The 13,810-nt window shown below is 33.4% G+C and carries 12 protein-coding genes; all 12 read left to right on the top strand.

All coding sequences use genetic code 11. The features are described from left to right. Positions 1 to 123: 123 nt before the first annotated feature. Positions 124 to 1,287 carry an ROK family transcriptional regulator gene (locus BMZ74_RS08240; RefSeq protein WP_089861769.1) on the top strand — a complete coding sequence of 388 codons (1,164 nt, stop codon included), beginning with the start codon at positions 124 to 126 and terminating at the stop codon, positions 1,285 to 1,287. Positions 1,288 to 1,317: 30 nt separating this feature from the next. Then, positions 1,318 to 2,811: a xylulokinase gene (gene xylB / locus BMZ74_RS08235; RefSeq protein ID WP_089861768.1), complete on the top strand. Its 1,494-nt coding sequence runs from the start codon at positions 1,318 to 1,320 to the stop codon at positions 2,809 to 2,811. A gap of 189 nt (positions 2,812 to 3,000) precedes the next feature. Further along, a complete protein-coding gene (locus BMZ74_RS08230; protein ID WP_089861767.1) occupies positions 3,001 to 3,270 on the top strand; it encodes an ACT domain-containing protein in 270 nt (89 codons plus the stop codon). A 152-nt stretch (positions 3,271 to 3,422) separates the two neighbouring features. Further along, entirely contained in the window at positions 3,423 to 4,781 is a 1,359-nt protein-coding gene (locus BMZ74_RS08225; RefSeq protein ID WP_089861766.1) for a PFL family protein, read from the top strand. A 301-nt stretch (positions 4,782 to 5,082) separates the two neighbouring features. Continuing rightward, positions 5,083 to 6,573: a sugar ABC transporter ATP-binding protein gene (locus tag BMZ74_RS08220; RefSeq protein WP_089861765.1), complete on the top strand. Its 1,491-nt coding sequence runs from the start codon at positions 5,083 to 5,085 to the stop codon at positions 6,571 to 6,573. A gap of 14 nt (positions 6,574 to 6,587) precedes the next feature. Beyond that, positions 6,588 to 7,580, top strand: coding sequence for an ABC transporter permease (locus BMZ74_RS08215; protein WP_281244084.1), 993 nt, complete (start codon positions 6,588 to 6,590; stop codon positions 7,578 to 7,580). 82 nt (positions 7,581 to 7,662) lie between these two features. Beyond that, entirely contained in the window at positions 7,663 to 8,598 is a 936-nt protein-coding gene (locus BMZ74_RS08210; RefSeq protein ID WP_089861764.1) for a sugar ABC transporter substrate-binding protein, read from the top strand. Between the two features lie 154 nt (positions 8,599 to 8,752). Continuing rightward, complete coding sequence (locus tag BMZ74_RS08205) at positions 8,753 to 9,829, top strand: GntR family transcriptional regulator (RefSeq protein WP_089861763.1); 1,077 nt, start codon at positions 8,753 to 8,755, stop codon at positions 9,827 to 9,829. Between the two features lie 10 nt (positions 9,830 to 9,839). Further along, on the top strand, positions 9,840 to 11,342 hold the full coding sequence (locus BMZ74_RS08200) for a sugar ABC transporter ATP-binding protein (protein WP_089861762.1): 1,503 nt from the start codon (positions 9,840 to 9,842) through the stop codon (positions 11,340 to 11,342). Between the two features lie 21 nt (positions 11,343 to 11,363). Continuing rightward, a complete protein-coding gene (locus tag BMZ74_RS08195; protein ID WP_089861761.1) occupies positions 11,364 to 12,332 on the top strand; it encodes an ABC transporter permease in 969 nt (322 codons plus the stop codon). A 78-nt stretch (positions 12,333 to 12,410) separates the two neighbouring features. Then, positions 12,411 to 13,403, top strand: a complete 993-nt coding sequence (locus BMZ74_RS08190) for a substrate-binding domain-containing protein (protein ID WP_218142063.1) — start codon at positions 12,411 to 12,413, stop codon at positions 13,401 to 13,403. Between the two features lie 203 nt (positions 13,404 to 13,606). Further along, positions 13,607 to 13,810 (top strand): transposase family protein (locus tag BMZ74_RS08185; protein WP_089861759.1); only part of this gene is annotated, 204 nt, incomplete at its 3' end.

Raw genomic sequence — 13,810 nt, 5'->3', positions numbered from 1 at the left:
AAAAAATAGAGGAATATTTAATTCAAACAAGAATATAAACAAAAGCGATTAATTTAAGTATTAAAATAATACTTAAATTAACTTAAAAATATTTAGTAATATAAAAATTAAGGATTGATAGAGATGAATAAGCAGCGAGTAGGAAACTCCACATTTATTCACAATTTAAATCAAGGTTCAATATTTAAAATAATTCATCGTTATGGACCAATTACTCGAAAAGAGCTGGCAGAAAACACTAATTATAGTGCTGCTACAATTACTAATCATGTAAAAACATTGATTGAGGAAGAATATGTTATAGAGACTAAAAAAGGCAGCTCAAACGGAGGGCGTAAGCCTGTTTATATCAAGGTTAATCCTAAAAAAGGTTATATGCTAGCTGTTAACATAGGAGTTAATAATTGTCAGCTGTTTCTATTTGATCTTAATTTTAGTGTTATTTCAGCTCAAAATTTCATTTTAGATCAAAATCAAACTGCTCAGGCAAGTTTATTGGAAATTAAAGACAAGATTGAAACAGTATTATCTGATCAACAGATTAAAGCTGAAAAAATCTTGGGATTAGGTATAGCTGTACCTGCTTTAATTAATCGTGCTAAAAAACGACTCGAGTTTGCTCCTAATTTAGGCTGGAAAAAGCTTGCAATAAGTGAAGTTCTGGCTGAGTATTTTTCATTTCCAATTTTAATTGAAAATGAGGCTAAAGCAGCTGTAATTGGAGAAAAAGAATTTATTTATCCTGATGATGACAATTTAGTTTTTGTTTCAATTAATGAAGGAATCGGTTGTGGTATAATTCTGGATGGAAAATTATATACTGGTGCCAGTGGTAATGCAGGTGAGTTTGGTCATTTAATTATTGATAGTGATGGCCCGGTTTGTCACTGTGGTAATAATGGTTGCTGGGAAACAATGGCTTCTGAGAATTATCTAAAAAATAATATAAGTAAATATCTAGCTCGAGAGGTTTCACTTGTTGAAATAGCTCAGCTTGACTTTGGTGAAAACAATTTAGACCAGTTACTTAAAGAGTATGCTGCTAATATTGGAATTGGATTAGTTAATATTATTAATAGTTTAAGTCCAGAACAAATTATTATTGGTGGTGAAATTCTTAAAATACAGGAAAAACTTTTGCCGACGATAAAAAAAATAATATCCAAACGTTCTCTGCAAATTTCAGGTGATTATGTAAAAATTAATTTTACTGAATTAGATGGTAAAGCTGCAGTTTATGGTTTGGCAGCTCTTGTTTTTAACTCCAGTATAGAAATTATAAGTTAAAAATTAAAAATAATTTTCAGGAGGAAAAAGATGAATTACATACTAGGTTTAGATATAGGGACAAGTGCAGTTAAGGCGCTTTTAATGGATCAGGAGGGGAAAATTGCAGCTGAAAATAGTGAAGAATATCCGTTATTCACTCCCAATCCTGGGTGGGCAGAGCAAAACCCTATAGATTGGTGGCAGGCTACTCAAAAAGTAATTAAAACTCTGCTTATAGAAAATAAAATTGATAAAAATAAGATTAAAGCAGTTAGTTTTTCGGGTCAGATGCATAGCTCAGTTTTTCTGGATCAGCAAAATAAAGTTATCAGAAAAGCTATTTTATGGAGTGATACTAGAACTTCAGCTGAATGTAAAGAAATATATCAAAAAGTGGGGGGAGTAGAAAAGTTAGCTAAACTTGTTTCTAATCCTGCCCTAGAAGGATTTACTGCTCCTAAAATTCTCTGGCTCAAAAATAATGAACCAGAAAATTATCAAAAATTAGCTAAAGTTTTATTACCAAAAGATTATATTAGATTTATGCTTACTGGTGAAATGGGAATGGATATTTCCGATGCCGCTGGAACTTTACTCTGTGATATTAAGTCTGGGAAGTGGTCACAGGAAATAATTGATCTACTTGAGCTAAAAAGAGATATTTTGCCACCTTTACTAAAATCAATTACTGTAGTTGGTAAGGTAAGCCAAATGGCAGCTGAGCTAACAGGTCTTGCTATAACAACTAAGGTAATTGCTGGTGGAGCAGATAATGCTTGTGGTGCAGTTGGCAGTGGTATAATTAAACCAGGTCGAGTAATGGCCAGCCTTGGTTCATCTGGTGTAGTGGTAGCTCAGACAGATCAGCCAGAGGCAGATCCAGCCGGTAGAATTCATCTTTTTAACCATGCTGTTCCTGAGAGTTATTATATGATGGGCGTTATGTTGGCTGCTGGAATGTCATTTAAATGGTTAAAAGAAAGTCTTTTTGCGGATCAACTTGATTATGATAGCCTTAATCAAAAAGCTGCTGCAGTCCCAGCAGGAAGTGAAGGTTTAATCTTTTTGCCTTATTTGTATGGAGAAAGAACACCACATGCAGATGCAGATGCACGAGGAGTATTTTTTGGTATCTCAGGTAAGCATCAGCAGGGACATTTTATTAGAAGTGTTATGGAAGGAGTTACTTTTGGCCTTCGTGATTCATTAGAATTGATCTCGGAGCGGGGAATTGAATTTGAGGAAATTAGGCTTATTGGAGGAGGTTCCCAGAGCAAGTTGTGGCAGCAGATTACTGCTGATATTTTTGGTTATCCAATTAGTCTTTTAAATATTGAACAGGGGCCAGCTTTTGGAGCAGCAATAATTGCAGGAGTTGGGGCAGGAATCTTTGTTGATTTTGCTTCTATAGTAGAAAAATTAGTCAAGGTAGTTAACATAATTGAGCCGATTCCTGAAAATGTGGTTTATTATAATGAAAAATATTCTATTTATAGGAAACTTTATCAAGATTTAAAATTAAGATTTAAAGATTTAAAATAGCTAAGTTTATTAAAGAATAAAATTTAACTAATTTAATTTGCTCTAAATTAAATTGCTAACCGCTGGTTTACTACTAGCGGTTTTTTGTTGTAAAGCACAAGAATAAATGATAATATAAAGGATAAGAATAAATTTTTGCTGTTATAAAATTTTAAATTTTTTATTTTAAAGTAGAAAGGGAGATTAGTAGTGAAAGCAATTATTAGTGTAATTGGGATGGACCAAATTGGAATTATTGCTCAGGTAAGCAGTCTTCTCTCAGAAAAAAAGGTTAATATCCTAGATATTAGCCAGACAATTCTTGATGAATATTTTACAATGACTATGTTAGTTGAATTGGAAAGACTGGAGACTTCATTAGAAGATCTAAAAAAAGATTTAAAATCTAAAGGAGATGAACTGGGAGTTTCTATTAAACTGCAGCATGAAGATATATTTCGTTCTATGCACAGAATTTAAACTAAAAAAAGCTAGTTGAACATCTTATCTAGCCGTATTTTGTTGGGGATAGAAGTTTCAAAAGTTTAAATAATTATAGGTTAAGAACTAGTTAAGTATTAACTAAAGAATTTTATATTTTACCAGGAGAAGTTTTAGGAGGAAAGTCAAAAATGATAAACACCTATGAAATAATGGAAACTATCAGAATGCTAGAAGCAGAAAAACTTGATATTAGAACAATTACAATGGGTATTTCACTTAGTGATTGTGCAGATAGTGATGGTAAAGCAGCCCGGGAAAAAATTTATCGTAAAATAATTAGTTATGCTGGAAATTTAGTTAAAGTAGCTGAGGAGATAGAACTTAAATATGATATACCAATAATTAATAAGAGAATTTCTGTAACTCCAATTTCTCTAGTGGCAGCAGCCAGTAAAGATAGTAATTATGTAGAATTTGCTAAAATAATGGATCAAGCTGCTCAAGAAGTCGGAGTTGACTTTATTGGAGGTTTTTCAGCTTTAGTACATAAAGGGATGACAAAATCAGATCAAATTTTGATTAATTCAATCCCAGAAGCTCTCGCCAGTACTGAAAGAGTATGTTCTTCAGTTAATATTGGTACTACCAGAGCAGGTTTAAATATGGATGCAGTTAAGCAAATGGGGGAAATAGTAAAGGAAGCAGCTGAATTAACAGCTGATCAGGGTGGAGTAGCTGCTAGTAAACTAGTTGTTTTTGCCAATGCACCTGAAGATAATCCATTTATGGCTGGCGCGTTTCATGGTGTAGGAGAAGGTGAGTGTATGATAAATGTTGGAATTTCTGGCCCTGGGGCAGTCAAAGCAGCTTTGACAAAAGTTAAAGGAGAAGCCTTTGATGTTGTAGCAGAGACAATTAAAAAAACAGCTTTTAAAATTACTAGAATGGGTCAATTAGTAGCTAAAGAAGCCTCTGAAATGCTAGGAGTTAAGGCAGGTATTGTTGATTTATCTTTAGCGCCTACTCCGGCTGTTGGAGATAGTGTGGCCCGGATCTTAGAAGAAATGGGAATTGAAGTTTGCGGAGCCCATGGAACAACTGCAGCTCTTGCACTTTTAAATGATGCAGTAAAAAAAGGTGGAGTTATGGCATCTTCTCATGTGGGTGGCTTAAGTGGTGCTTTCATTCCTGTAAGCGAAGATGCTGGTATGATTGAAGCAGTTGAAAAAAGAGCTCTCAGTATTGAAAAATTAGAAGCGATGACTGCTGTTTGCTCAGTTGGACTTGATATGATTGCCGTACCAGGTAGTACAGCTCCTACAACAATTTCGGCTATAATAGCCGATGAGGCTGCTATTGGAATGGTTAATAGTAAAACTACAGCTGTGAGAATAATACCAGTACCTGGTAAAGATGTTGGAGATGAAGTAGTTTATGGAGGTCTTTTTGGAAGAGCTCCAATTATGAAACTAAGTGATTATAGTAGCAATGAATTTATTGCCCGGGGAGGCAGAATTCCTGCTCCACTCCAGAGCTTAAAGAATTAAAAATTATCTATTTAAGTAAATATAAGTTTAAAATAAAGCCTTCTAGAACATTTTAGCTGTTTTAGCAGGCTTTGTTTTTTGCCTAAAACAAGCAAATTTAAACAGAATTATTAGATTAAATTAAATATTTGATTTTTTCAGAAAAATATTATATAATTTTAGATGATAAAGGTACATACATTTTTATTAAATGTATGGTTATTTGTGTTTTGTAGTTAGTATTTTAAGTTTTAAATCAGAAAATTCTCTATTTTATTTAGAGCGGTTAGGTGAATTTGAGGCCATAAAAGGAGTGTTTACTATGAATACAAACAGCATTTTAGAATTATCTGCGATAACTAAAAAATTTCCTGGTGTTATGGCTTTAGATCAGGTAGATTTTAAATTAAAGAAAGGAGAGGTCCATGCTTTAGTTGGAGAAAATGGGGCTGGAAAATCTACTTTAATTAAAATCATATCAGGAGTTCATAAAAAAGATGGTGGTCTGATTAAATTCAAAGGTAAAGAAGTTGAAATAAAAGGACCTAAACATAGTCGCGATTTGGGGATTAGTGTTATTTATCAAGAATTTAATTTAGTACCGTACTTATCTATTGCAGAAAATATTTTTTTAGGCAGAGAAAATACGAAAGCTGGAACTATAATTAATCAGGATTCAATTAATCAGCAGACTAAAAAAATTTTGACTGATCTGGGAATTAAGTTAGACCCTACAACCAGGATTGCAGATTTGGGAGTTGCCATGCAGCAAATGGTAGAAATAGCCAAAGCACTTTCGATGGATTCTGAAATTATTATTATGGATGAACCAACAGCTGCTCTGGGAGAAAGTGAGATTGAGGAGCTTTTTAAGACGATTAATAATTTAAAAGCAAAAGGTATTTCCATAATCTATATTTCTCACCGTTTAAAAGAACTCTGGCAGGTTGCTGATCGAGTAACTGTTTTTAGAGATGGTCAATATATTAATACTCATTTAATTGAAGAAACTGAAAAAGAACTTTTAATTAAAGAGATGGTAGGCCGAGAATTAAAAGAACAGTTTCCCACTAAAAGCTCTAATTTACAGGGAGAAATATTGAAAGTTGAACATATTTCACGCGGTAATCAGGTTAAGGATATTAGTTTTAGCTTGCAAAAAGGAGAGATTCTAGGTTTTGCTGGTTTAGTTGGTTCAGGTAGAACTGAATTAATGAGAACGATATTTGGAGCAGATAAAAAATCAGCTGGTAAGATTATTATTGCAGGCCAGGAAGTAAAAATAAATACTCCTCGTGATGCAATTGAAAATGGTATTGCCTTTATTACTGAAGATCGGAAAAAACAGGGTTTGGTACTTGTCCGCTCAGTTAAAGAAAATATTTCTTTAACTGATATTAATCAAATTATGAATGGTTTAGTAATTGAAGCTGATCAAGAAGCAGATTTAGCAGATGAATTTATTGAAAAATTAAATATAAAAACTCCTGACAGAGAACAGGAGGTTAGATTTTTAAGTGGTGGGAATCAGCAAAAAGTTGTACTTGCTAAATGGTTAATTAGAGAGACCAAGATTTTAATTTTTGATGAACCAACTAGAGGGATTGATGTTGGAGCTAAAAAGGAATTTTATTCTTTAATGAATGAACTTGCTGCTAGTGGAGTTGGAATTATCATGGTTTCCTCTGAATTACCTGAAATTCTAGGGATGAGCGATCGAATTATTGTAATGAATCAAGGCAAAATAGCTGGTGAATTAGATATTGATGCAGCAGATCAAGAAAAAATACTAAGTCTAGCAACTAAGGAGTGAGTAGAGTGGCAATAATTAATAAATTAAAAAATTCGCTGGGAAAAGAGTTAGGCGCTTTAACAGGTTTAATTTTATTAGGTATTATCATGACAGTTGCTTCACCTCATTTTTTAACCTTAACTAATTTAATGAATATTTTAAGACAGTCTTCTTTAATAGCGATAGCAGCTGCTGGAATGACATTTGTTATTATTACAGGTGGAATTGATCTATCTGTAGGATCAGTTCTCAGTTTATCTAGCTGCCTAACCGCCGGGATGATGGTTAGTCATGGCTGGAATGTCTGGTTGGCAGTTATTTTTGGCCTATTAGCTGGCGGAGTGTTAGGAATAATAAATGGAGTTTTGATTACCAGAATTCCATTACCACCTTTTATTTCAACTCTTGGTATGATGGGAGTCGCAAGGGGATTTGCTTTTGTTTATACTGATGGTGCTCCTATCTATGGTTTACCGGAAAGTTTTAAATACTTAGGAGCTGGAATGATTGGTCCTGTACCATTTCCAGCTATCTTAATGGTAATTACTTATTTAATTTGTTATTTCCTTTTAAATAAAACTAAAATTGGTCGTTATGCTTATGCATTAGGGGGCAATGAAGAAGCTGCTATTTTATCTGGTATAAATACTAAATATTATAAAACAATAGTGTATGCTTTGACAGGTTTTTTTGCTGCGCTGGCTGGACTAATTCTTGCTGGTAGACTTGATGCAGCCACTTCAGTTGCAGGTGATGGTTTTGAATTAGATGTTATTGCTGCTGTAGTTATTGGAGGAACAAGTTTAAGTGGAGGTCGTGGTAGAATTGTTGGTTCACTAATTGGAGCTTTAATTATGGGAGTTGTCAGAAATGGTCTCAATCTTCTTTTAGTTTCTTCACACTGGCAGCGAGTTATTCTTGGACTAATAATTTTACTGGCTGTAACAGTTGATGTAGTTAGAAAGCAGAGCTCAGAAGATCAAGAAGGTACCTTAAGTTCATTTTTTGCCAATCTTAAGTCTAATTAATTTAGATGAAGGAGGTGATAAAATAAAGATAATTAAGTAAAGGTAATTTAATTATTTAGCCAAATTAAAAGGAGGAATTAAATTGTTAAAGAAAACTATAATTATGCTGTTAGTTATTTTAACAACTTTTAGCCTGATAGTTACTGCCCAGGATCAGATCGAAGTTGCAATGATTTCACCTGCTTTAACCAGTACTTTTTATAAAGCTACTAATGAAGGTGCTACTCAAATGGCTGAAGAATATGGTTGGAAGCTTTATAAACTTGCTCCTGATCGAGAAACTAATTTCCAAAAACAAGTTAGTATGGTAGAAGATATGATTCAACGGGAAGTTGATGCTATAGCATTATGTGCTATTAACAATAAGGCTGTAGCTCCAGCTGTTGAAAAAGCAAATGAAGCGGGAATTCCTGTTTTTGTTTTTAATTCTTTAACTGAGCTTCCCAGTGGAGATGTAGTTTCTTATGTTGGCTATGATCAAAGAGCTGGGGGACGTAAAGTGGGTTTAAGAGCTGTTGAATTATTACATGAAAAATATGGTGAGTTAGATGGTAAAATTGCAATTTTAGAAGGAGTTCCTGGTTATCATAACACTGAACGTAAAGGTGGATTTATGGAAGTTTTAGAAAAATTTCCTGAAATAGAAATTGCAGCATCTCAACCAGCAGATTGGGAGAGAGAAAAAGGTCTCAATGTTGCTGAAAACTTACTACAGGCTAGACCTGGTATCGATTTATTTTTCGGCATGAGTGATGCTATGGCCCAGGGGGCAGCTCAGGGTGCTCGATCAATGAATAAAGAAGTATTTACTTTAGGAATTGATGGAAATCCAGATGCTATTGATGATGTTGGTAAAGGTCGTTTGACTGGTACTTTAGCAGTTTTTCCAACTGAAATGGGCAGAATTACTATGCGAGCAATTAAAGATCATTTTGATGGCAAAGAAGTTCCTCAATTTAATGTAACTCCAACTATGATTGTTGATGAATATAATTACGATGAGTTACCATTTCAATAGGTTTAATTTGTTATAAAATGTTAACTTAAAGAGCAGTTTAAACTGCTCTTTAAGTTAATTTATTAAAACTGTTGATTTATTCAGAAAATTATTATATAATAAAAATCAGAAAAGTATGTACAACTTAAATAATTGTAGGGGAAGTTGTGGTATAATGAAAAAAGCAAAATATGAAAAAGTAATGGATTTTTATAAAGAGTATATTAATGATAATAATTTAACAGATGGAGAAATATTACCTTCTGAATCACAAGTAGCTGAACATTTTAGTTTTAGTAGAGATACTATCAGAAGAGCTCTTGACCAATTAGAAAAAAATGGAGTAGTTTATCGTCAGCGTGGTAAAGGTACTTTTTATAAAGATCCTAAAAAAGTTAAGCGAGAAAAGAAGATTGCAGTAATTACAACTTATCTTTCTAACTACATTTTTCCTCAGATTATTTCAGGGATTGAAGAAGTTGTTAGTTCTAAACATTACACATTAACACTTGCTAATACTGATAATGATCCTGATAAAGAACGCAAGCATTTAAAAAAAATAATTAATGATCAGGTAGATGGATTAATTATTGAACCAACTAAAAGTGCGGTTAATAAATTAAATATGGATTTATATCAGGAGTTAAATAATAAAAAGATTCCCTATGTCATGTTAAATGCCTATTATAAAAGTCTTGATCCCTCTTATGCAATAGTTAATGATTATCGAGGAGCTTATAAAGCAGCTCAGTATTTGCTACAGCTGGGTCATAGAAATATTGCTGGAATTTTTAAACAAGATGATCTTCAGGGTGATATTAGAAAAAAAGGATTTCTTGCTGCTTTAAAAGACTATCAGGTTGACCTTGATTCAGTAGAAATTGGCAGTTATATCACCAGTCAGATAGCTTCTTATCCTTATCATTATACAAATAAATTATTGAATAAAGCCGATCGTCCAACAGCAGTATTGTGTTATAATGATGAAGTTGCTATTTCAGTAATTCAGGCAATTTTAGATAAAAAGCTTAAAATACCAGATGATTTATCTGTGATTGGATTTGATGATTCATTTCTGGCTGCTTCTAATAATGTTCGTCTAACTACAGTTAGACATCCAAAAGCTGAATTAGGCAGACATGCAGCTCGTCTGCTATTTAATATGTTGGAAATCGGGGTTGAAAAACCCAGATTTTTATATAATCCTGAATTAATAGTTAGAGATTCATGTAAAGAGCTAAAAAGGAGGTAGTTAAATTTAAATGAGTGCACTTTTAGAAATGAAAGGTATTAGTAAATCCTTTTATGGCACCCAGGCCTTAAAAGATGTTAATATTCAAATTAGTTCTGGTGAAATTCAGGCTGTTTGTGGAGAAAATGGGGCAGGTAAATCAACTTTAATGAATATTATGACTGGTATTTTACAGCCAGATGAAGGTGATATTCTTTTTGATGGAGAAAAATTAGTTGATTTAAATCCTAGTCAAGCGCAGGCGCGAGGAATTAGTATTGTTCATCAGGAATTGAGCCTGTGTCCAGAAGTTAGCGTTGCTGAAAATATTTTTATGGGGAGAGTTCCTGAAAAGAAACGTGGTCTAGTTAACTTTAAGGAAATGCGTCTGGAAGCGGAAAAAGTTTTAGCACGGCTCAACTTAAAGATAGATGTTAAGCAGCCAGTTGGCAGATTGAGTATTTCTGAACAGCAAATGGTAGAGATTGCTAAAGCTCTTTCTATTAATGCTCGTGTTTTAATTTTAGATGAACCAACTTCTTCTTTAACAGAATCAGAGTCTAAAATATTATTTGAAAATCTACTTAGATTGAAAAAAGAAGGTATAGCCATCTTTTTTATTAGTCATCGCTTAAAAGAAATTTTTCATATTTGTGATAGCTATACAGTTTTGCGAGATGGTGTTTATGTTGGTTCTGGTCAGGTTGCTGAAATTGAGCCAGATGATATTGTTCGCATGATGGTTGGTCGAGAATTGGACCAATCTTATCCGGATAAAGGAACTGAAATTGGAAAAAGTGTTTTATCGGTCGCTAATATAAGTCGAGAAGATGAATTTGAAAATATTAGTTTTCAAATTAATGAAAAAGAAATTGTTGGTGTATTTGGTTTAATTGGTGCTGGTCGTTCTGAAACAATGCAGACAGTTTTTGGCATAAATCAGCCTGATAGTGGTACGATTAAATTATTTGATAAGGATGTTACAGCTAATAATACCAGAGAAAACATTGATCAAGGTTTGATTTATATCACAGAAGACCGTAAAGCTCAGGGACTTTTTCTAGAAATGGATCTAAATGCTAATGTAGTGGCAGCTGATTTAGAACAGGTGACAAGAAATGGTATGGTAGATAAGAAAAAGGTAGCTGCGGTCGGAGAAAAATTTGTAAAAATCATGAATACTAAATATGCTGATTTAGAGCAGCCTGTTAAAAGTTTAAGTGGTGGTAATCAACAAAAAGTATTATTGGCAAAATGGCTTGCTGTTGATCCCAGAGTTTTGATTTTAGATGAGCCAACTCGAGGAATTGATGTTGGCGCTAAATTTGAAATACATGCTACTCTTCGGGAACTTTCTAACAATGGTCATGCAGTAATGTTTATTTCTTCTGAATTACCAGAAATTTTAGGCTTGAGTGACAGAATTTTAATTATGCATCAGGGAAGACTTGTTGGTGAGTTAGATGCTAAGACAGCAACCGAAGAAGAAGTTATGATGTATGCTTCTGGTAGAAAAGATGATTTTAATAACTAATTATTGGAGGGATAAATCGGAATGGAAAATGCACAAAACTCTAGTTTTCTTAAAAAGTTATTTGGCTTTCGAGAAGCTTCACTTGCTTTAGTAATAATTGCTTTTGCACTGCTTTTAAGTGTTTTTGCACCAGGATTTTTAAGCAGATACAATATTAATACAACTCTAATTGGTTTATCAATGGATGGAATTATGGCAGTTGGTATGACTTTAGTTTTAGTTGTTGGTGGAATTGATTTATCAGTCGGCTCAGTAATGGCATTTAGTAATGTGCTAGCTGGTATGACAATGGTTACACTTGGAGTTAATATCTGGATTTCTGTTTTGGTTTCAATGGTTTTATCTATTTTTATTGGGTTTAGTATTTCACAATTTGTAACTAAAATTAAATTAAGTCCTTTTATTACTACTTTAAGTATGATGTCAATTGCAAGAGGTCTAGCCTATATTGTTACAAAAGGATCACCTGTAAGTATAGGGGAAATTTCTGATTTATTTGATTTTATAGGTGGCGGCAAAACTTTTGGCATTCCAAATCCTGGTTTGATCTTGATAATTTTAGTCATAGTTATGGACTTTTTAATGAGAAATTCAAAAATTTTCCGTAAAATTTATTATGTTGGTTCAAATGAAGAAGCAGCCAAGTTCTCCGGAATTAATGTTAATCGAACCAAAATTTTAGTTTATATTCTCTGCTCAGCTTTAGCTGGTTTTGCTGGTATTCTTAATTTAGCTCGTTTTGGAGTTGCAACTCCAACAGCTGGAACAGGAGCTGAATTAAGAGCCATTGCTGGAGCAGTAATTGGTGGTGCTAGTTTAACTGGTGGAGAAGGAACTGTTTTGGGAGCATTTTTAGGAATTATCCTGGTAGCTTTGGTAAATAATGCGCTTGTTCTATTAGGAGTATCAGTTTACTGGCAGCAATTAGTTATTGGTTTAGTTTTACTAACGGCAGTAATTATTGATATGAAGGTTCATGGTGCAAAATAATTAAATTTGTTTATTTAGCTGTTAATCCTGATATCAGGATTACAGATTAAATAAAAATTAAAAATGGAGGGGTTTAGCTTGAAAAAATTATTAGTTTTAATGATGGTTCTTGTCTTAAGTCTTAGCTTTATTGGTACAGTTGCTGCTCAAGATGATACACCACTAAAAGGTGATCCTGATGATGAGTATGTAATGGTAACTTTTGTTTCTGGAATTGAATACTGGAAACCTGCCTATCGTGGTATGGAAGATGCAGCTAAAAACTTAGGAGTTTCAACCAGATATACTGGAGCCAATGATTATGATATTAATCAACAGGTAACAGTATTAGAACAGGTTATTTCTCAAAACCCAGCAGGTATTTTATTAACCTGCATTAATCCTGATGCACTAGCTGGTCCAATTAACAGAGCTATGGAAGCTGGAATTCCCGTTGTTACTTTCGATGCTGATGCACCTGATTCTGACAGATATTCTTTTTTAGCTACTTCTAACTATGAAGCTGGAGTAACAGCAGCTAATTATCTTGCTGAACTTAATGATGAAAAAGGTGACTTAGGTTTAATAACTATTCCAGGTCAGCTAAATCACGAAGAAAGAGCTCAAGGATTTGAAGAGACAATTGCTAATAATTATCCAGATATGGAAGTTGTTTCTATCCAGGATGGTCAATCAGATCAAGCTGCTTCTGCCAGAGCTATGGGATCTATGATTCAGGCTAATCCAGATCTAGTTGGTGTATTTACAACCGAAGCTTCTACCGGTGTAGGTGCAGCTACTGCTGTCAAAGAAGCTGATATGGTTGATTCAATTGATATAGTTAGTTTTGATACTGACAAAGGAACTTTAGATTATGTTAAAGACGGAATTATTGATGCTACACTGGCACAGGGAACCTGGAATATGGGCTACTGGGGTCAGATGTTCCTGTTCCATCTCAATGAAGGTTTATTAAACCCAATTGGTGATGGTGACTGGAAAGAAGCAGGAATAAATCCTCTTCCAAATTATGTAGATACCGGTGTTAACCTGGTTACAAAAGATAATGTTGATTTTTATTATGGAGATTAATTAATTTATTCAGCCAGGGAGATTTTAAACTCTTCCTGGCTGATATTATAAATTTTTAAGATTTATTTAAAATTTAGGTTGTATAATTAATGTTGTGAAGAAAAAACTGTAAATCTAAAAATATCTAAATAAAAAAGGCATTTGCCTGGCTCCGTTGAATTAAATAGTTACAACACCAAAAATTCAATAAAGGAGTCAAGCAAATGCATAATAATCTTATCACAGATTTAATGGATTTACCAGACCTAGTTGCAACAGATTTAATTAAAACGGAGGAATATTTAGTTTTTGTAGCTGACTATAAAATAGATCATGTTAAATGTCCTGTCTGCGGCAAAAAAGCAGAAAAGATTCATGATAGAAAAACTCAAATGATTCAGGATACTTCTCTTCGAGATAAAAAAACA

This window comes from Halanaerobium salsuginis, from assembly GCF_900114545.1.
Lineage (GTDB): Bacteria > Bacillota > Halanaerobiia > Halanaerobiales > Halanaerobiaceae > Halanaerobium > Halanaerobium salsuginis.
The sequence above is the reverse complement of the archived record's forward strand: the minus strand, read 5'-3'. Positions and strand labels throughout refer to the sequence as shown.